Here is a 21096-nt window from a genome sequence, read left to right on the forward strand (position 1 = left end):
TCGCATAACTAACCATGAAAAAAAATCTTGTTTTCAGCCTGATCGCAGTCGCGTTCGTTTTTACTCTGTCCAGTTTTATGTCGTTCTCAACACTCGTTAAAGGTATCTTCGCCGACAAACGTGAAATGGCCGTTGCGCCTGCCAATGCGCCTGCTCCGGCAAAATCCTTGTATGATTTCACCGTTAAATCGATTGATGGCAAACCCGTCTCACTGAGCGGTTTCAAAGGAAAAAAAGTAGTTATTCTGAACGTAGCGTCGAAATGTGGCTTTACGCCCCAGTACGCCGATTGGGAGAAGTTCTACAAAGAACATGGCGATAAAGTTGTGGTACTGGGTTTCCCGGCCAACAATTTCAAAAACCAGGAGTCGGGCAGCAACGATGAAATAGCTACCTTCTGCAAGAAAAACTACGGTGTTACGTTCCCAATGTTCGAAAAAGTATCTGTTCTTGGCGACGACCAGGCACCGCTTTACAAATGGCTGTCAACCAAAGACATGAACGGCTGGAACGACAAAGTTCCTACCTGGAATTTCTGCAAATACGTGATCAACGAAAAAGGCGAGCTGACTCATTTCTTTGCGTCGAAAGTAAAACCCGAAGACGAAGAGTTTAAGCAAGCAGTAGGTATTTAATTAGCGAAAGAGCGAATGAGTGAAAGAGCGAAGCCTTCCGGCAGATTTTCGCTCTTTCACTCATTCGCTCTTTCACTCATTCATTATGAAAAGTTGGATTGCGGCAGCTCGGCCGCGTACGTTGCCGCTGTCTTTAGCCAGTATTATTCTTGGGAGTTTTTTGGCGTATGCCAACGGGCAGTTTAGGTGGTCCGTTACGTTACTGGCCGTATTAACCACCATTTTTCTGCAAATCCTGTCCAACTTCGCTAACGACTACGGCGATGCGGTTTCGGGGAAAGATACGGAACTACGGGTAGGTCCCCGGCGGGCCGTTGCTACTGGCGACATTACCCGGGAAGCCATGATGCGGGGCATTATCATTACGTCGGTGCTGTCGCTGATTAGTGGTATTACGCTGCTGGCCGTTGCTTTCGCCAACGCAGGGCCAACAATTTTCTGGTTTTTCCTTGTCTTAGGACTTCTCAGCATTGCAGCCGCCATTGGCTATACCAACGGAAAACGCCCATATGGCTATGCCGGTTTTGGCGATATTGCTGTACTGATTTTTTTTGGCTGGGTTGGTGTACTTGGAACGTACTTTCTGCACACACTGTCCCTTAACCCAATTCTTTTGCTGCCCGCAACTAGTGTTGGTTTATTTGCAACGGGGGTTCTGAATGTCAATAACATCCGGGATATCGAAACCGATACCATGACGGGTAAGCGCTCCATTCCGGCTCGCCTGGGCTTACCGCTGGCCATCCAGTACCACTGGGGGCTACTTCTCACCGGCATGTTCTGCGCCCTTGTTTACTCGTTCATGACGGGTGCATCCTGGTTTAGTTATCTGTATGTGCTGGCTTTTCCCTTATTTTTCCTGAACGGGCGCGCTGTTGCAACGCACAAACAACCCGCCGAACTCAACGCCCGACTTGGTCAGCTTGCACTCACTACCTTATTGTTTGTCGTGCTTTTCGGCCTTGGTCAGGTATTGTAATCGTTGACTCTGGGATTGGCCGGAACTAAGGAATTTTTGTATTTATGGCCTGACAAGCTAATTTGCTCAGGCTATGTGGTGTCGTTTGCTTGCTGAAATTGATTTTTTACAGCAACTTTGACCAGAGCGACACACCCTATCTCCACTGTACTTTAAAATCTTTTTCTGATTGGCAGATGACTCTGTATAGCCTCTGGTTCATATAGAATCAAAAAATGCAATTTAAACTCTACTAATTATATAAACTATATAGGTATTACTTCTATATATACTCAGTAAGCTGGTTGTTATGAAACAAACTTCTCCTCTCCTGCTCTCTCTTTTCCTCATCACCCGTTTATCTTTCGGCCAGACTGAACTAACGGGTCTGGTTGTTGATGCGACTACAAGCCGGCCTGTTCCGTTCGTCAGCGTTGCTCTTTACCGATCGACCGATTCAGTAGCGGTAACTGGCGCACTCTCAGACTCAGTCGGCGTGTTTCGCATCGCTCAGGTAACACCCGGCCCGTACCAGCTCAAAACATTTTTCATTGGCTATAAACCCCAGATCGTTTCCGTAACACCTAAACGAGGCCAAATAACCAACCTGGGTACCATATTTATAGAACCGTCGAAGAATCAGCTAAACGAAGTTGTTGTAACAGAACAGCGAGCTGACTTAACCGTAAAAGCCGACCGTCAGACCTACCGGGCCGCACAATTTGGGTCAGCCGTGGGAGGCACGGCAACCGACCTGCTCCGTAATCTGCCGGGTATCAGCATCAATGCCGAAGGTGAAGTAACCCAGCGTGGTGCCAATGGCTTTCTGGTATTATTGAATGGAAAACCCGTACAGGCCAACCTTGGCACATTACTCAACCAGTTGCCAGCCAACACGATTGAATCTATCGAAGTAATTACGACACCCTCGGCTCGCTACGACCCAGACGGAAAAGCGGGGATCATCGCGATCACAACAAAATCGGGTGCAGACCTGGGCTTATCCGTGCTGGTCAATATGCAGGCAGGACTGCCTAGTCTGAATACTTTTGGAAATACGCGGAATCCGGTACGTTACGGAACGGACGTAACGCTCAGCTATCGTACCAACCATTGGGACTGGACGTTCAGTACAGCGTATCTGCGCAGCGATCTGGCCGGTAGACGTGAAGGGGATGTTTACACAATATTGGACAATCGGTTCACGCGTTTTCCTAGTGTGGGTGAGCGGAGTTTTGATCGCTACACCTTTACGAACCGGCTGGCTGTCAGTTTCACTCCCAACAAATCCAACGTCTGGACAGGCGGTTTGTATTATGGCTATCGCACCGAAGACCGAATTGCGGACCTGATTTATAATAACCGGACAACGGATCGGCAAACCGGCTTGCTGATCAGCCAGATCCGTTATTTCAACGCGAATCTGGTTCGGAAACGCGGACAGTTTTTTACAGCCAATCTTGATTATACGCACACCTTTGCTAACAAAGCTACGCTGAGTACAAGCGTGCTATACGAATACGATTATCTGGACGGTTTTACGCGTAACCTGAACGTACGCCAGACGGACATCGGCGATACGCTGCAATACACGCTCACCAATACAGATCGACCAATCGGGAACGTCCGGGCCAATCTGGATGCTTCCTGGCCACTGGCTGGCGGTCGGCTCGAAGCTGGTTATCAGTACCGCAGTCAGCAGGATAACGGAAATTATCAGTATCTGAACCAGAACGGACGTGGTGCCCCATTGCTTATAGTCGATGCCTTTACCGGTCAGGCACGTATCAATAATCAGATCCATAGCCTGTATAGCCAATATACCCGCAAATCGAAAACGTGGGAATACACGGCTGGTCTACGCTTCGAGTCGGCAGAACGTCAGGTAAACATACAGCCACAGGGGCAAATCATTCCGTTAACCCTCAATAACCTGTTCCCCTCGTTGAATGTAGTTTATCGGCCAAAGGACGTGTGGCAATTTCGGTTAGGCTATAGTCGTCGGGTCCAGCGTACGAGCAATCTGGCTCTCAACCCGCTGCCCGAACGCGAACATTCAGAAACCCTCGAACAGGGCGACCCGGCCTTACTACCCGAATTTGTTGATCTAAGCGAACTGGGCCTAACGCGCACGATCGGACGAAGTACGTTACAGGCAACAGTTTATCATCAGAATGTACAGAATATCGTAAACCGGGTCAATAGCGTTTTTGCTGATACGATTCTGAATCGACTCTACACCAACGCTGGCCGGGCTCAACGACTTGGTATAGAGCTAGCGACAGACCTGACCATTACCAAACGCTGGAAATTGTACGTCGGGGGTACGGTTTATCGATCTGTTATTGCCGGACAACTATTTCAGAACTCGGTGGTATTCAACAACCAGGCATGGGCCTATTCCGTCAATGCCAATACCACCGTGCAGCCTTCGGCTACGTGGGTGTTGCAGGCTAACCTGAATTACCTGTCGCAACGTATTACGGCACAGGGAGAAGATTCCCGTTTTTTCGTACCGAACCTGTCTATCAAAAAAAGCTTTGTACAAAACCGGCTGGCGGTTATGTTTCAATGGCAGAACATTGGGCTAGGTTGGTTTTCGAGCAATGAGCAACGGATAACCACGCGTGGCCGGGACTTTTACACCACAACGAACTACATTCAGGAACGGGACATTCTGCTGTTTAACATCAGTTATTCGTTACGTCAACGCAGCAAACCCGCCAAGCTCCCTACGAATGAATTTGGCGAAAAGGAATTTTAAAGCCCCGTCTGCCTGCTATTGACGAACTACTTTTCGGGTAAGGGTAGTCTGTCCAGCCTGAATCGTCAATAAATACGTTCCGCTGGTGTGCGGCATAGAAATCGATTCGATCAGTGACGTGACCGCCCCTACCTGCCGCTGAAAAAACGAGCGGCCCTGCACGTCGGACAGACGTACAGTAACAACCCTTTTTTGTGTCATGGTCAGTTCTACGTGCACTACGTCCTGCGCTGGATTTGGGTAAATGCGCAGCCGCCCTCCCGCAAAATCTTCTTCAGCCGTTGGAATCAGTACGGTCACGGACGCCTGGCCAGCGCTACTCCCCTTTCCGCATACATTTTCTATACTGCTAATTGAGTAGTCCGTTGACTTTACAGGTTTAAGGCTCAGAAGCATCGGGTTGGCGCTTCCAGAAAACGTTGTTCCGTCCGATAGGGTGCCTTTCCAGGGCGCGTCGCCGGTAAGTGTAATGCTGAGCGGGAGCGATTCTCCCTGTGTAATGGTTGTTGACCCCGCCACGGTTGCCGTTGGAAATGGTTTAATGGCAATCGCATCGGATGGCGTAAGTTCGGCATAATTGTCGCGAGGACGTACCCGGAGTTTGTATCCCGAACCAGCGGGCATATTCGCCGGAATCGTCGCTTTCAGATCCGCTATTTTCCCCGACCCGATGAGTTGTTCTTTCTCAAAAACTCCCGAAGCGTTGGACAGAAAAACATCATACTCCCAGTTCTCCGCCTGCACGGCATTCTCAAGCGAAACCATAACGGCGAGGGTGCTTCCGACACAGGCTGAGGCCGCGGTTTTAGCGATTACTTTAGGGGTAGTCGTACGGTAATGGATGCCTGGCCGGAAGCCGTTCCTTTACCACAGCCATTCTCTACGTTCGATACCCGATAATCAACGGATTGAGCGGGCTTTACGGTTAAAACCAATGGATTCGTTGTACCAGAAAAAGCCGTTCCGTCGGATAAAGCCCCTTTCCAGGGGCCTTCGCCGGTGAAGGTGAGGGTAAGGGGGGCTGACTGCCCTTGCAGAACCGTAGTCGAACCCGTTAACGTAACCGTTGGAAGCGCTTTTACCGTAATAGCATCACTCGCCACGGCGGATACGTTAGCAGCATCACGCGGCCGAACCCGCACCCGATAGTTGGAACCAGCGGGCAGATTCGTCGGCATCATCGCTTTGAGTTCGTTGATCGTTCCTGAACCGACTTTCTGTTCCCCGGCAAAATTACCCGAGGCATCCGACAGGAACACATCATACTGCCAGCCATCCGCGTTAGGTACGTTTTCCAGAATTATGGCAACGTCGAGACTGTTGCCAGCGCAAACGGAAGCCGACGTTTTGGTGGAAACAACAGACTGAGAAACGGTTAACTGAAATACATCCTCCAAACAGTTTCGATCATCTTTTACTATTACAGGATACGTACCGACCTTATCAACAACGTACTGAATACTACGGCTGGTTTGCCCGCCCGGCCAACGATAGTCGCCCGGCCACGAAGCTGTAAGCTGAACAACATCCCCGTATTTGGCATTCAGGGAGACTTCTTTATTGACGTTTTTCAGAATCGTAAACTTATCCCCTATCGAATTGTCGGCCATCACCAGTTGCGCATCAAGCCGATTGTCCGTTACGTCCAGAATCATCGACCCGCCCAGCGTCAGGTTATTGTACACGGTTCCCGGATGCGGAAAATCAGGCGATTGGCCGCCTATCTGCCCGCCCGAGCCATTGACAATGTAAATTGTTCCTTCGCCTTTTGTGAGAATCGGGCACGAATTTGGCGAGCCATCGTAGCGGCCCGTTGTATTTTCGGCAATGTGCTTGTCTTTATCAAACGTATTGGCTAGTCCACGCATGCCTTTCAGGCGGTACGTTCGCTCGTAGCCGTGGCTGTGCCCAGTCAGCACCAGATCGACACCGTACCGTTCCAGAATTGGCGTCAGATTTTCGCGAATTAGCCGCATCTGCTCCTCCGTGTCGGAATCGTGCCCCCCTTTACTATAGGGCGGATGGTGAAAGATGACAATGGTCCACGGCAATTTATTGGCTGTCAGATCCTGCTTAAGCCATTGAACCTGCGTAGAGGTTGTATCATACAGCCGAAAACCATCGTCCTGATTCGCCTGTGAATCGAGAGAAATCAAGTGAACATTGCCGTAATCGGCTGAATAGTATGACTTTTTACCGGATGGAACGCCCCCGGCTTCGCCTTTTTCGGGGAAAGCAAAAAGCTGATAATAAGGAATGTTGAAATTTGTACGACTGTCGGCATAGTCGTGATTGCCCGGTGTGATAAAAATTGGCGTATTCCGTAACGTGGGTGGATAAACATTAAATACGTACTGCTGATACTCCTGCTCCTGGCCAAAGCTATAGGCATTATCGCCCAGCCACACCCAGAGATCCGCCGGATGATTGGCCGTAGCAGCACGGTAGGCATCGTAAACCTGCTGCTGGTTCGGCAAACCACAGCCAAAATCACCCAGAACCCAAAACCGGGTCGGGCGCTTATCGCCCGCAGGCACTGCTGTTATTACGTAATAGTCTGGTCCAGATGCCAGTTGTGTATCGTCGTACCCAATGGCATAGGCATATTTCGTGGCGGGTTGCAGTCCCGTAAGCGTCAGGCTGTGCTCAAGCGCAGCTTCGGTTTCGCGAACCGAATTCGTAAGCTGATCGGTTGATGAGCCATACCAGACCCGCCCTTTCGTTGGCTGGTCCGTCCGCCATCGAACGACAACCGATGTCGGCGTAACAACCTGTAGATAAGGCCCTCGTGTTACGTTAGCCAACTGTGCAACCGCATGCACACGCAAAAAAAAGATAAGCAGTATAGATAAGCCGAGGTGGTACTTCATGGGTGAACTAAAATCAGGGTAAAAATAAATATACTTCCCGAAACTCCCTCACGTATAGCTCTATAAATCAAAGTTTTACCTATAGGATCTTCCTTACGCAAACGGTTCTCAGCCAAAAACATGAGACGGGCTCAGGTCTCACCCGTCTAACCTGTGTTTCTATTCTTCAATACGTTCATGCGACATTATTACTTCATTTTTTTAGTGCTTACCGGGCTGACTTCGTCCTGTATGTATGGTTCTTATCCGTCAGGTGGCGGACAACAATATCCTTCCAGTGGGCAGTCGTCGCCGGATGATACGTATCCGGGTTCCAGCGGACAAGCGGGTACACCACGGCCCGCCGATCCGGGCGTAACGGTGAACAGCGTCCGACTGACGAAAGACTATACTATTCTGAATCTGACGTTTACGAACAAACGTCAACCCCACTATGATCAAAATGGGCAACCTGACGATCAGGAATTTATAGAATTCGATCCCGCAGGCCAACTGGTAGCGGCCAATGGTGCCCGGAAGTTTGGTTTTGTACGAGTAGAAGGGATTCCCAGGAAATCAGAGAAACAAAACAGAGGCCCTAATGGAGAAAAGCTTATGAGTGGCTTAATGACACGCCCCGGCGATAAAGTTAATTTCACGCTGTATTTTGAGCGACTGGATAAAGGACTGGAGTACTTCGACCTGTTCGAGTGTAATGACTATGATCAAATTGTTTGCTGGAACATTTATAATCTGTACGTCAATAACCCAGCTGATGCGGTAGCTAGCATCCCTCCGCCAACAACACCTGCCCCGGCCCCAGCGCCCGTACCGAATTTACCAAAAAAGAAAACGCAGCTGCCACCCCAACCTACGGGCAATTCGGGTGGTGAAATGGAAGCGCCCAAAACCAAACCGGCTCCGGCCCCAGCGCCTGTCGTTACGTTAGTGAACGTATCGGGCGTAGTGAGTGATGCAAAAAACAAACGACCCGTTACGGCTACCATCGATTATCAGCTTTCGTCGAGCAAGCAGATGCTGGATTCCGTACAAAGTTTTGCGTCAACCGGCGGGTACAGGATGGCGCTGCAAAAAGGACAGGTGTATACCTACATCGCATCGGCGCGGGGCTACCAGTCGACCAGTGGTGTGCTGGATTTGAGCAAAGTGGCGGGTGGGCAAAAACTCACCCGCGACATAGCCATGACGCCCTTAGCTGTGGGTGATAAAGTGACATTGAAAAACATTTATTTCGAAATGTCAAAGTCAGACCTTCTTTCGGCCTCGTATGCTGAGCTGGATAAATTAGTAGCCATGATGCAGGATAACCCAAATATGAGCATCCGGCTGGAAGGGCATACCGACATTATTGGTGACCACGATAAAAACCTCCAGCTCTCCCGCGACCGGGTGATTGCCTGTCAGCGCTATCTGGTTCAGAAAGGGATTGACATCGACCGGATTCAGACAATCGGCTATGGCGATACGCGCCCCATCTTAACCAAAGGCACCGACGAAGAACGTAAAGTGAACCGCCGGGTCGAGTTCGTCATTCTGGCGATATAAGTAGCATAGGGCAGAGGGGTAAGGGCATGGGGACGTTCATTTTGACCCATGCCCTTACCCCTCTGCCCTATGCTACTTAATTCACATCCTTTCCCTGCGCCAACTGACCAAGCAGCCGCTCTATGTTGGCTTTGTTATTGTCGTCGGGGGCCTGAGCGAGTGCTTTTTTACCCCAGTCCGTAGCGGCTTTGTAGTCCCCGACGGCCGAGTACCCCCGCATCAGCCCCATGTTCGACATGAATACATTCGGGTACTTTTTCGCCAGTCCCTGAAACAACTCCAGCGCTTCTTTCGATTTTTTCTGCCCGATAAGCTGACGTCCATATTGATACGTTTCCTGCATATTGGCCAGCGGCAATGCTTCTTTCATGAGCGCATCAGCTTCGGCCGTACGGTTCATAAGCGACAGAATCCGCGCTTTTGTGTTGAGCGTATTGAAATTCTTCTCTCCCACAAACTGGCCGTTAATGGAATAATCAGCCCAGCGTAGCCCTTCATCCAGGTTGGTCTTATGATCGGCCAGGTAGGCGGCTGCCTGTTGATACGCATCCCACCGGAAGCCTTTCTCTCCCCGCAGTTCATTCCGTAACGAAGCCAGTTGCGTTTGCAGCAGATTAACGGATACCGTAAACGGAATCACCCATTTTTCCCACGCCAGCGCCACCACGGCTGAGCTGTCCGTCTCGTTCATAAATTCATACTTGAGCCGCTCGACAGATGGCTGGTTTTTGAGGGGTTTTACCATCACGCGCAGCACATCTTCTTTAGGATCGTAGAAATAACTTCCCCACGACGTAGTGCTTTTTGAGAAAATAACTGTTACGTCGTTTTCCTGAACGGCCATCAATAACCCATACGTACCAGCGGCCAATGACTTTCCTTCGACGTTAACATCCGTACTGAACGAGATAGTTGTGTTTTCGTTGGCTCCGGCCCGCCAGGGTGATTCTTTGCTGGTGCCGAACCCTAAGTCTTTGAAGCCGTAATGGACCAATTGACCCCATATTTTACCATCACGCCCCTTTACTGCCGGACGGTCGTACTGAATCGCAACGTCTGTGAGGCCGATACGTTCGGAAACCGACGCTTTTTTGTTGCCCCCATCGGCCGGAAATGTAAGCTGAGCTTGTACAGACAACGAGCTGATTCCCAGACATAATATCGTGAAGAATACAGTAGACTTTTTCATAAATGGTCTGAGTTTAGTGTGCAGTTAGATTGACAATTTACCAAGGTAACCGTTTACCAAATACACACGCAAGGCAAACTAGATGAGCGGTTTAGGAACGGCATGGACAGCCCAGGCACAGGCATTTGTAGTCCCATAGCCGTTGCTGAACGTTCTGGCCGACTTGCTTTGTTACGTTTGCAGGCGGAAGCAGACGTAACAGGAACTCATTTGTAGCCCACCCTGTGCACCAAATTTCCGTATCTTTGCCGTTATTTTTTAACCGCACGCGAATCTGAGAGAGACCCGTGCCGTATGTTATGTCAGGCGTGAAGTATCAGCAATATGACTCCCTCGATTATGCGAAGATCGCAGCCGAGGTATTGACCTACTGGAATCAGAATCAGGTTTTTGAGCAATCCGTAGCCATTCGTGACGGACAACCACACGCTCCGGCGCACCGGTTTACATTCTACGAAGGGCCGCCCTCGGCCAACGGAACACCGGGTATTCACCACGTAATGGCCCGAACCATCAAGGATATTTTCTGCCGGTACAAAACCCTGCAAGGCTTCCAGGTTGAACGGAAAGGCGGCTGGGATACGCACGGCCTGCCGATTGAGCTGCAGGTTGAAAAAGAACTGGGTATTACGAAAGATCATATCGGCAAGCCGGAGTCGGAAGGGGGCATCAGCGTTGAAGACTACAACCGCAAATGCCGCGAAACGGTCATGCGGTTTACCGACCAGTGGAACGACCTGACCCAGAAAATGGGCTATTGGGTTGATCTCGACAATCCGTACGTTACGTATAAAAATGAGTACATCGAGTCTGTGTGGTGGCTGCTCAAACAGCTGTACGACAAGGATTTGCTGTACAAAGGCTATACCATTCAGCCGTATTCGCCCAAGGCAGGTACGGGCTTGAGTTCGCATGAGCTGAACATGCCCGGCACGTATAAAGATGTACGCGATACGACCATCGTGGCCCAGTTTAAGGTAAAACGTACCGGAAAATCGTTCTACCTGTTCGACGCAGCACAGGAAGCCTCCAACGGGGTTGAGAATGATCTGTTTATTCTGGCCTGGACCACTACGCCTTGGACACTTCCCGCCAACTCAGCCCTGACCGTCGGTAAGGATATCGATTACGTACTGATCAAGACGTTCAATGCCTACACCTTTCAACCGATCAACGTCGTCCTGGCGAAAGCACTGGTGAGTCGCTGGTTCAATGAAAAAGGCCATCAGGACAACCCCAACAGCCCGGCTTTCGACGCTTATCTGCCCAACGACAAAGTGATTCCCTGGGCAGTAATCGACATTCCGGGATTTAAAGGTGAGCACTTGGAAGGCATTGAGTATGAGCAACTGATGCCCTATGTACAACCCGACAAGCCAGCTTTTAAAGTCATACTCGGCGATTTCGTTACGACAGAAGATGGTACGGGCGTTGTGCATACCTCCCCAACCTTCGGTGCCGATGACTTTCGTGTAGCACAGGCTGCGGGTATTCCGCCGATTATGGTGAAGGATGAGACGGGCAAGGACGTACCGATTGTGGATAAACACGGCCTGTTTGTGAATGAAATCACCGATTTCGCCGGGCGCTACGTGAAGGAAGAATACTATTCGGACGAAGAACGGGCTGACCCAGAATTCAAACCGACCGACGTACTGATTGCCATCAAACTCAAGGAAGAAAACCGGGCGTTCCGGGTTGAGAAGTACGAACACCCGTATCCGCACTGCTGGCGGACGGATAAGCCGATCCTGTATTATCCGCTCGACAGCTGGTTTATCCGGACAACGGCCAAAAAAGACCGGCTGGTTGAACTGAACAAAACCATCAACTGGCAGCCCGAAAGTACAGGCACCGGTCGCTTCGGCAACTGGCTCGAAAACCTCGTTGACTGGAACCTCAGCCGCAGCCGTTTCTGGGGTACTCCCCTTCCAATCTGGCGTAGCGAAACCGGCGAAGAAGTTTGCATTGGCTCGGTAGAAGAACTGGTGTCAATGAGCGAACGAGCGAATGAACGAATGAGTGAGTGGGTACAACAAGGGAAAACCGACTACCAGACCTATATCGATAAAAACGATTCATTCATTCAGTCATTCCATAATTCGACGTACGACCTGCACCGGCCTTATTCCGATGAAATTTATCTGATTTCAGAGAAAGGCCAGCTCATGCAGCGCGAGCCGGACCTGATCGACGTATGGTTTGATTCGGGCGCGATGCCGTATGCGCAGTGGCATTATCCGTTCGAAAACAAAGACGTGTTTGCCAAGTCGTTCCCGGCCGATTTCATTTCGGAAGGTGTTGATCAGACGCGGGGCTGGTTCTTTACACTGCACGCCATTGCCGGTATGCTGTTCGATTCGGTCGCGTTTAAAAACGTGGTATCGACGGGGTTGGTCCTCGACAAAAACGGCAATAAAATGTCGAAACGGCTCGGTAATGCCGTGAACCCGTTTGAGACACTGGCGCAATACGGCCCGGATGCTACGCGCTGGTATATGATCACGAACGCGGAACCCTGGGACAACCTGAAGTTCAACACGGATGGCATCGGGGAAGTGCAGCGGAAACTATTCGGTACGTTATCTAACACGTATAATTTCTTCGCGCTTTACGCCAATCTCGATCAGTTTTCGTTCGAAGGACGTACCGTGCCCATCGCCGATCGCCCTGAACTCGACCGCTGGATACTCTCGAAATTACAATCGTTGATTCTGGACGTTGAGCAGCAGTTTGATGGGTATAACCCAACCAAAGCGGGGCGGGCCGTTCAGGATTTTGTCAACGATCAACTGTCGAACTGGTACGTCCGGCTGTCACGTCGGCGTTTCTGGCAGGGTGAGATGACCGCCGACAAACGGGCGGCTTACGAAACGCTGCACGAATGCCTGACGACAGTAGCCCAGTTGATGTCGCCGATAGCGCCGTTCTACGCCGACTGGCTGTACCGGAACCTGACAGGCGGCAGTACGTCCGTTCACCTGACAAATTATCCCGTGGTCGATCAGGCGCTGATCAATACCGAGCTGGAGCAGTCGATGGATGGTGCCCAGCGGGTATCCTCCCTGGTTCACTCACTCCGGAAAGGCCATAAGCTGAAAGTACGCCAACCGCTGAGTCGGGTGCTGATACCGGTGTTGAACCCCGATACACGTCGGCAGATTGAGCACGTAGCCCCGATCATCATGTCGGAGGTGAACGTAAAAGCCGTTGAATTTGTGGATGACGCGAGCGGTATTCTCAAGAAAAAAGTCAAACCGAATTTCAAAGCACTCGGTCCAAGATTTGGCAAACAGATGAAGGACGTAGCGGCTGCCATTTCGTCCATGTCGGAAGCGGATTTGAAAACGCTGGAGCAAACCGGAATCGTACGACTTTCTCCCTACGACATTCAACTGGCCGACGTTGAAATTCTGACAGAAGATATTCCAGGTTGGCTGGTTGCCAGCGAAGGCGGCCTGACGGTTGCTCTGGACGTTAACGTAACGGAAGAATTACGCGGTGAGGGTATAGCCCGCGACTTTGTAAACCGGATTCAGAACCTGCGTAAAGACCGTGATTTTGCCGTAACGGACAAGATTACCATTACGCTGGAACGTAACAACGAGCAATTGGCGCAGGCTGTAGAAACAAACCAGGAATACATCCGGCAGGAAGTACAGGCTGTTTCGCTTGATCTGGTGAATGATCTGAACGGGTCCGCCACGGAAATCGAGATGGACGAGTTTCTATTACGTGTTCTGATTAAGGTAGCCTGATTTATGCCAACAATGAAAACGCCTGCGGGGTCTGGGAAGCAAACAACGCTCCAGACCCCGCGGGCGTTTTAAGCCTATCCGATTACTTCCTATCAGAGCCTTTTTACTGTATATTTCAGCGGTGGGTCAACTTATACCCATGTTGATATGAAGCTGATTCTGTCCATTTTCACGCTGATCGTTTTGAGTTCGGGCTGTGGAGGTAGCCATTGCGAACTCGATGCCGAAAACTACCGACCGAGAGAATGTGCGATTAAAGTAGCGTCGAATGATGGGTTTGGGCCCTGGTTTAGCATAGAAGGCACGAATGCTAACAATGGCAACCGCAACCGGTATTCTGACCTGGGCAGATGGTACACGTCGTTTACGAACCACGTTGCCAAAGGTGATACGGTAATTAAGCGTAGGAACGAACTCGTTTTTTATATCCACAAAAAAGATACTGTTCTGGCGTTCCCCTACGAGTGCGAAGGCAAGATTATCAAATAAGCTAATTTTAGTAGCTCGTCGATTCTTTTGTTCTTTTTTCTTTACTACTGGATAAAAGTTGGCAAAAAACAACCGAATCCATAATCAACTTGACTCTTCCCATAAGGTAAAAGAACGGACCACTATTCCGTTTCAGAACAATAAAACGGCTTGCAAGCCTGGTATTATCAGCACTAATTTACTAACATACTTGCTTAATAAACAATATATCAATATATGATTACTTGAGTTTTTTCAACATTTATGCAAAATAATCTGTTATATTTTCACATTAGCCCGTAAAACGGAGGATTTCTCCAAAAGTCAGGCAAATAGTTAAACAATTCGCAGCCATTCAGGTTATAGATTCATAGTTTGCTCGAAGTAGTTCTGCCGGTGCTTGAAACGTACCTTCAGTCCGCACACAGAGTAAAACAGAAAGCCAGGTAACTTCGTGTTGTCTGGCTTTTATTTTATTCTATCTATACAGGTCATCAATTGGGGGCAAAGTTGCCTTACCGACTTTGCTCTTTGGCTCTTACGTCTTGCAACAACGCCGTTAACTCCTTAACCACCTGTGGATTTTGAGCGGCTACGTTACGGGTTTCGCCCAAATCGTTACGTAGGTCATATAACTGCGGTTGTGGGTCATTTCCTAATTCAGTGTTCGTAAACCTGTTCACTTTCTGACCGTTGCTCGGCTCAATGTATTTCCAGTTTTCTTTGATAATAGAAAGTGTCCCGTTCAGCGCTTGTTCAACGACATACGTCCGGTTCTCTTTCGTTTTTCCGAGAATGGCATTGATGGCATTGAAACTGTCGGGCGCTTCACCGGCACCCAGCGATTGACCCGCCATAGCCGCAAACGAAGCAAACAGATCGACCTGACTTAGCAGTACGTCTGATACACCAGCTTTTACCTGAGCAGGCCACCGCACAATAAACGGTACCCGTGTTCCGGCATCAAAAGCGCTGTATTTACCCCCACGCAACGGACCGGCAGGCGTATGGCCATTTAACTTCTCAACCGCCTGATCCTGATAGCCATCGTCCACAACCGGGCCATTGTCGCTGCTGATAATAAGCATCGTATTTTCTTTGAGCCCCAATCGATCGAGGGTTTTGGTAATTTCACCAACTGTCCAGTCTAACTCCAGAATGGCATCTCCCCGTGGGCCCAAGCCGCTTTTGCCCAGAAAGCGAGCGTGCGGCAAGCGCGGTACGTGGATGTCGTGGGTAGCGAAATAGACAAAAAAGGGCTGGGCCTGTTTTTGACTGGTTTCAATAAACTGAATCGTTTTACGGGTCAGCATATCGGCAATATCTTCATCAACCCAGCGAGCCGATTTGCCCCCGCTCATGTACCCGATCCGGCTAACGCCATTCACGATGGTTTGATCGTGCCCGTGCGAAAATTTCATTTTCAACAATTCGGGGTGGTCTTTTCCGGTGGGCTCATTGCCAACGGGGGCTTCATAACTCACCCGAATCGGGTCACTGGGATCTAGCCCAACTACACGCTGGTTCTCTACGTAGACGCAGGGGACACGGTCGCCGGTGGCGGGCAGGATGAACGAGTAATCGAAGCCAAGTTCAAGCGGGCCGGGCTTTATATCGCCATTCCAATCGGGTCCGCCTTTGGGACCTAAACCCAGGTGCCACTTACCCACCACCGCTGTCTTATAACCCGCTTTTTGCAGCATACCCGGCATCGACCGCCGATTGGTTGGGATAATAAGAGCGGCATCACCCGGCGCAATACCAGTGCCCGATTTCCGCCAGGCGTATTGGCCGGTCAGCAACGAATACCGGGAGGGCGTACAGGTTGCCGATGAAGCATGAGCGTTGGTAAACCGCAGCGCTTCAGCACTGACGCGATCAATGTTGGGCGTTTTGATCTTCGTAGCACCGTAGCAACTCAGGTCCCCAAATCCCAGATCATCGGCATAAATCAGAACGATATTCGGCTTCTGCTGAGCGTAACTCGGTCGTAGAACACCAAAGCTCACCAGCGCTATGGCGATAAGAAGGGCTTTCTTCATACGTAACATAGCAGACCGGAGCCTGGGCTATGGTTATTTTTTTAGAAATGGCAGCAGGAAGGTGTATGCGTAACAACCGGCACAAAAACCCGCTAACGATTCTAAAGCGGCAAAGACAGCCAGTATACCCGCCACCACCAGCGTACTGATGCCTAGTCCCTGAAGCCCGATAATTATGATCGCGAAAACCAACCCAACACCAGCTGCAAACCGCTTGGGTGCCTGATCGATGAGCAGAACCGGAAAATTTAATGTTTTGACAATCCGGCCACTCAGCTGAGCAAACGGGCTGAACTGACTATAATCGAACGCACGCAGGGCAAAATCAACCATTAAAATGAGTGGCAGAAGCCAGTACGATGTCAACAGGTAAGCCAGCGTTGTCAGCAGGATCAGAAAAGCCACGGTTCGTACTTTGTATTCGTTTACTTTGACGCCATCAACGGGGCATTCCAGCGTCGGTGAGCGAAAAGTCGCAGGCGGGTTCAGTGGTTCATTAGATTTTGTCTTTTCCATACGTACAGGTTGATTTCGTAACGAAGCTGTTAGTTCCTATAAGCGACTCAGTCGGGCAGCCGCTTCTTCCAGAATGGCGTCATCTTTCGCAAAACAGAATCGCAGAATTTTGTAATCGTTTTTCCGGTGATAAAACACCGACACCGGAATTGAGGCAACGCCAATTTCGCGGGTCAACCGTATTGCCAGATCGTAATCCGGCTCATCAGAAACGGCCGCATATGATACGGTCTGGAAGAAACTTCCCTGCGCGGGCGTAAACGTAAACCGTGAATTTTGCAGCCCAGCCAGAAACAAATCCCGCTTGCGCTGATAGAAATCAGGCAGTTGCCGATAATGGTCTGGTTCGCTCAGGTAGTCGGCCAACGCGTACTGAATTGGGGTGACGGTACTGAACGTAAGGTATTGATGAATCTTCCGGAACTCCGTTGTCAGCGCCGTGGGTGCCAGACAGTAGCCAATTTTCCAGCCCGTAATGTGAAACGTTTTCCCGAACGAACCAACCACAAAAGTCCGCTCCTGCAATTCGGGATGGGTCATCAACGAATAATGCGCTCTTCCATCGAACAGGATATGCTCGTATACTTCATCGCTCACAATCCAGATATCGCGGTCACGAACGAGGTCGGCCAATTGGTTCAGGTCATTCCGGGTCCAGACGTAGCCGGTTGGATTGTGGGGCGTATTCACCAGAATAAGCCGTGTTTTATCCGTGATTTTGTCGGCAACCGACTGCCAGTCAATGGCATAATCGGGCGGAGTTAGGGTCACATATACCGGAATTCCACCGTTCAGTTCAATAGCTGGTACGTAGCTATCATAGGCGGGTTCAAGCACGATTACTTCATCGCCGGGCCGCACTACCGACGTAACGGCCGCAAAAATAGCTTCTGTAGCTCCCGACGTAACCGTTACTTCCGTATCGGGATTGTACGCTACGTTATACAGCTCGAACGTTTTCTGCGCCAGTGCTTCCCGTAGTGCCGGCACACCCGTCATGGGGGCATATTGATTAAACCCATTCCGTAAATACCGCTCCACCAACGATACCAGATCGGGTGAACAGTCGAAGCCCGGAAATCCCTGCGAGAGGTTAATCGCTCCGGTTTCAGCCGCCAGCTTCGACATCACCGTAAAAATGGTCGTACCAACGTTCGGGAGTTTCGACGGCAGCCCTAGGGCAGCCAACGTGTTTCTAAGCATTGCCAGAAATAGTCAGGAACCAACAGTGATCGTTACTGCCAGCTCTTAATTTGGTAATAATGTGTCGAGTGAAATCTTGTCAATATACGGCTCCAGCTCGTTTATGGAATCCAGCAACCGAACCAGCGTTACGTCATAACGGCGCTGACATACCCATATCTCGACAAAAAAAGAATCGACGGCGTACAGATGAAGCCAGAAACCGGGAATTCGTCGGGCTTCGAGTAAGATGCCCCGCTGCCAGATTACGTTCAGCTGATCCTGATACGGTAGCCCAAGAAAGTAAGCCGCACGCTTATGATTTTGTTCACTTTTCATGCAACGTATGCCGTAAAATCAGTGATTATCGTAGCGTTTTTCTCCGGCCGTTACGGCAAAGGCCAGCGTATTCTGTTTCGGTGGCAATGGGCAGGTTGCATACGGTGTAAACGCACAGGGCGGATTGATCGCCCGATTAAAATCGAGCGTCGTTAATCCCTCAGGGCTAGCTTTATCCGCGTATAAAAACCGGCCGGACCCATACGTATCGTGCGCGTTGGTGGCATCGCCAAACAGAATGAACAGCTTATCCTCTTCGCCAACGGCATCCAGCCGATACGTTTTGCCCCCTTCTCAAACACCAGCGTACCGACTAAGGGGGTTGGTGTGGTTTGTCCCAATACGTTCAGAATTGGAATGGTTCGGGGCGTTTCAGGTTTTTCAAGCCGGGCTTTCACCACCCAGTTCTCATCAACCGGATAACGGTCAATAGCATGAAAATCTTTCAGAAAAGGGCTCTCCAGATCCCGCAGTCGAATGCCATACTTATCGCCACGCTTGATGATCACCCAACGTAACGAGCCAGTAGCCAGCACCGCTGGTTTGCTGCCTGCGGAGAATATACGAACTGGCTCCGTTATGGCCTTTCCATCGACCGTTACAGCCGCGTTTGCCTTCGGAACAAACAGAACCTCACCATTTTGCAGATCGACTGACCCAAGTGCTGTAGGCGTACCAGCCACCGGAAATGGTACGTCGAAGTCCGAGCCGCGACCCAGCGAGTTTTTGCCTTCGTTCAGCCAGAACAGCCCCGCCAGATTCAGCCAGCCATTTTCGCTTTTCAGCGAATTTACGCGGTTCTGATGCCACTCTTCCACCTGTGCCTTATACGATGGTCCATCGGCAATCCGGAACCCTACTATTGACAACATGACCAGCGCCCATAAACCAAAGAAGAACCGGGAATACGGATTTAACGGACGGGAAAATTCCTTAGTGTGTCTCATAATGGGCGATGTTAAGGTCGCGAACGACGTTGAAAATGGTATCCTGATCAAGCGGACGATCAAAATTCTCATCCAGAAAATGGTACGCAATCCGGCGACCCGGACCAACTATATACAAAGCGGGTGTAAAAGCCTCCTCCGATATGCCCGATACACGTTCCCAGAGCGGGTCATCTTCACTGAACACGCCGAAACGCTGGGCTACCGTTGATTCAGCATCGTAAGCCACCCGAAATTCAAGTCCTTTCATCTGCCGCTCAAGCACCTTTGGCGATTCGTTAGAGAACACAACCAGCTCAGCGCCAGCCGCAAGCAAGCCCTGGTTAAGCTGAACTAGCGATTCAAGATACGGGCGAGCGTAACGCCCCCAGCATGGGCAATAAAAACTCACGACCAGGGGCCGGGCGCTAACCAGATCGAGCAGCGATGTGCTGCGCTCAACAGTATTTTGCGTATAAACGGACGTTTGCCAGTTGCTGGGTGCGCCAGTGAGCCTGAAAAAGGGAGCCAGGTCGCCCGTTACCAACGGCTGTATACGTTCTGTTTTGGAGCGATACTGCTTACTGTCAACTGTCCGAATATCGCCTAATTCATTTTCAAATTCAAGTGTCATGATCGTGTTTACTTTTTAAATTCCATATACCAATTGAAAATATCGCTTCTGGATGAACGAGAAATAAACCCAGAGCGACAGCGCACCGATGTAGCCCAGCACAATGAGCATTGGATTGCCCAGTAATCCGTACAAAGCCAGCCAAAGCACCCCTATCCGACCCATTTCGAGATAAAGTACCCACTGCCGTTGTTCGAGTAAAGCCCCACAGTTGATCAGGGTCAGCAGAATAAATAAAGCCGTTAAAAACTGGAGATAGCCTGGTACGTAGGTATCGAACAACAAAAACCCAAACAGGATCAGTAACGTACCGATCAGCTGGCCGGCAACGTATCCACGGAAACGCCTGGTTCTGTTATGAACCGCCGAACGCCCAGCTGCATCGGCCGACAGGAAGCGACTTTCCAGCTCTTCACGAATGGCAGGATCGACGCTATCGGGCCGACCAAACAAGGCAGTCCGTTTTGCCGACCAACCGTTTGCGCGCCAGGTAGCTACCCCTACTTCGAGCATGCCGTGAAAATGTTGCCACAGAAAACTATGGCTATCAAGTTGCTTGGTCAGACCATACACAGGTTCTTCATCTTCTTCGATGAACGTACCGAACAGCTTATCCCAGATGATAAACATGTCGCCGTAATTCTTATCCAGATACTGTGGATTACTGGCGTGGTGTACCCGATGGTGGGAAGGCGTAACAAGTACGTATTCGAGCCAGCCCAATTTGCCGATGGTACGTGTATGAATAAAAAACGGATACAGTCCGTGAACCAGCAGAATGGTGGTTATCATTTCGGCCGGAAACCCGATAACCGGCAAAATGGACCAGAAACCCGTTCGGACAACTGCCTGAAAAATCGTGATACGTGCCGAAACCGTGTAATTGAAATCTTCACTCTGGTGATGTACTACGTGCACAGCCCAGAAAATATTGATTTCGTGCGCCAGCCGATGATACCAGTACCAGACGAAATCCGTTGCGATCAACAGCCCGATCCACCCCCAGACGTTTGACGGAATCTCGAACAGGGCATAATGCCGATGCAGATACTCGTACACGAAATAAAACGCGCCAACCGTGAAACTGTCCAGCAATCGTTCTGCAATCCCGACGTTCAGATTCGCAACCGTATTGTTGAAGCGGAAATACGATTTATGTTGTCGTTTCGCAACGAGGTATTCCAGCCCGATCAGGGACAGAAACAGCGGAACAGCAAACGCGAGCCAGTTGAAATGCATGAGCAGAGTCGTCAGTGGTTATTGATAGGCA

General features: G+C 50.2%; 17 protein-coding genes. 6 read left to right on the forward strand and 11 right to left on the reverse strand.

Translation table 11 applies throughout. The features are described 5' to 3' along the window. The first annotated feature begins 14 nt into the window (after positions 1 to 14). From LN737_RS27495 to LN737_RS27505, 3 genes are all read left to right on the forward strand, one after another. The gene (locus LN737_RS27495) at positions 15 to 635 is read left to right on the forward strand and encodes a glutathione peroxidase (RefSeq protein ID WP_405513929.1); all 621 of its coding nucleotides are present in this window, start codon (positions 15 to 17) and stop codon (positions 633 to 635) included. Between the two features lie 85 nt (positions 636 to 720). Continuing rightward, positions 721 to 1614 (forward strand): 1,4-dihydroxy-2-naphthoate polyprenyltransferase, encoded by an 894-nt coding sequence (locus LN737_RS27500; protein ID WP_405513931.1) that lies wholly within the window; start codon positions 721 to 723, stop codon positions 1612 to 1614. Positions 1615 to 1903: 289 nt separating this feature from the next. Then, entirely contained in the window at positions 1904 to 4357 is a 2454-nt protein-coding gene (locus LN737_RS27505; protein WP_405513933.1) for an outer membrane beta-barrel family protein, read from the forward strand. Positions 4358 to 4372: 15 nt separating this feature from the next. Here the strand turns inward: LN737_RS27505 and LN737_RS27510 are convergent, their stop codons facing one another. Then, on the reverse strand, positions 4373 to 5122 hold the full coding sequence (locus LN737_RS27510) for a T9SS type A sorting domain-containing protein (protein ID WP_405513935.1): 750 nt from the start codon (positions 5120 to 5122) through the stop codon (positions 4373 to 4375). A gap of 47 nt (positions 5123 to 5169) precedes the next feature. Next, positions 5170 to 7227, reverse strand: coding sequence for a metallophosphoesterase family protein (locus LN737_RS27515; protein ID WP_405513937.1), 2058 nt, complete (start codon positions 7225 to 7227; stop codon positions 5170 to 5172). A 177-nt stretch (positions 7228 to 7404) separates the two neighbouring features. Here LN737_RS27515 and LN737_RS27520 point away from each other — a divergent pair, with 177 nt between their 5' ends. Continuing rightward, the gene (locus LN737_RS27520) at positions 7405 to 8772 is read left to right on the forward strand and encodes an OmpA family protein (protein WP_405513939.1); all 1368 of its coding nucleotides are present in this window, start codon (positions 7405 to 7407) and stop codon (positions 8770 to 8772) included. A gap of 76 nt (positions 8773 to 8848) precedes the next feature. Here the strand turns inward: LN737_RS27520 and LN737_RS27525 are convergent, their stop codons facing one another. Continuing rightward, positions 8849 to 9961: a DUF2911 domain-containing protein gene (locus LN737_RS27525; RefSeq protein WP_405513941.1), complete on the reverse strand. Its 1113-nt coding sequence runs from the start codon at positions 9959 to 9961 to the stop codon at positions 8849 to 8851. 299 nt (positions 9962 to 10260) lie between these two features. On the opposite strand from LN737_RS27525, the gene ileS reads away from it, so the two are divergent. Together ileS and LN737_RS27535 are read left to right on the forward strand one after the other, a co-directional pair. After that, the gene (ileS, locus tag LN737_RS27530) at positions 10261 to 13719 is read left to right on the forward strand and encodes an isoleucine--tRNA ligase (RefSeq protein WP_405513943.1); all 3459 of its coding nucleotides are present in this window, start codon (positions 10261 to 10263) and stop codon (positions 13717 to 13719) included. 147 nt (positions 13720 to 13866) lie between these two features. Further along, positions 13867 to 14208, forward strand: coding sequence for a hypothetical protein (locus LN737_RS27535; RefSeq protein WP_405513945.1), 342 nt, complete (start codon positions 13867 to 13869; stop codon positions 14206 to 14208). A gap of 494 nt (positions 14209 to 14702) precedes the next feature. On the opposite strand, the gene LN737_RS27540 is transcribed toward LN737_RS27535, so the two are convergent. From LN737_RS27540 to LN737_RS27575, 8 genes are read right to left on the reverse strand one after another with little or no spacing between them, the layout of a single operon-like run. After that, positions 14703 to 16229 (reverse strand): arylsulfatase, encoded by a 1527-nt coding sequence (locus LN737_RS27540; protein WP_405513947.1) that lies wholly within the window; start codon positions 16227 to 16229, stop codon positions 14703 to 14705. Positions 16230 to 16262: 33 nt separating this feature from the next. Further along, on the reverse strand, positions 16263 to 16745 hold the full coding sequence (locus LN737_RS27545) for a DUF4395 domain-containing protein (protein WP_405513949.1): 483 nt from the start codon (positions 16743 to 16745) through the stop codon (positions 16263 to 16265). A gap of 36 nt (positions 16746 to 16781) precedes the next feature. Next, complete coding sequence (locus LN737_RS27550) at positions 16782 to 17948, reverse strand: methionine aminotransferase (protein ID WP_405513951.1); 1167 nt, start codon at positions 17946 to 17948, stop codon at positions 16782 to 16784. A gap of 45 nt (positions 17949 to 17993) precedes the next feature. Beyond that, entirely contained in the window at positions 17994 to 18266 is a 273-nt protein-coding gene (locus LN737_RS27555; RefSeq protein WP_405513953.1) for a hypothetical protein, read from the reverse strand. Between the two features lie 18 nt (positions 18267 to 18284). Next, positions 18285 to 18512, reverse strand: coding sequence for a DUF1684 domain-containing protein (locus LN737_RS27560; protein WP_405520550.1), 228 nt, complete (start codon positions 18510 to 18512; stop codon positions 18285 to 18287). Next, positions 18419 to 19213, reverse strand: a complete 795-nt coding sequence (locus LN737_RS27565) for a DUF1684 domain-containing protein (RefSeq protein ID WP_405513955.1) — start codon at positions 19211 to 19213, stop codon at positions 18419 to 18421. Before LN737_RS27565 ends, LN737_RS27560 begins: the two co-directional genes overlap by 94 nt. Next, the gene (locus LN737_RS27570) at positions 19200 to 19826 is read right to left on the reverse strand and encodes a redoxin domain-containing protein (protein ID WP_405513957.1); all 627 of its coding nucleotides are present in this window, start codon (positions 19824 to 19826) and stop codon (positions 19200 to 19202) included. Before LN737_RS27570 ends, LN737_RS27565 begins: the two co-directional genes overlap by 14 nt. Positions 19827 to 19841: 15 nt before the next feature. Next, positions 19842 to 21065 (reverse strand): sterol desaturase family protein, encoded by a 1224-nt coding sequence (locus LN737_RS27575; RefSeq protein WP_405513959.1) that lies wholly within the window; start codon positions 21063 to 21065, stop codon positions 19842 to 19844. Positions 21066 to 21096 lie beyond the last annotated feature (31 nt).

The sequence above is a fragment of the Spirosoma sp. KNUC1025 genome (genome assembly GCF_045160025.1).
Lineage (GTDB): Bacteria > Bacteroidota > Bacteroidia > Cytophagales > Spirosomataceae > Spirosoma.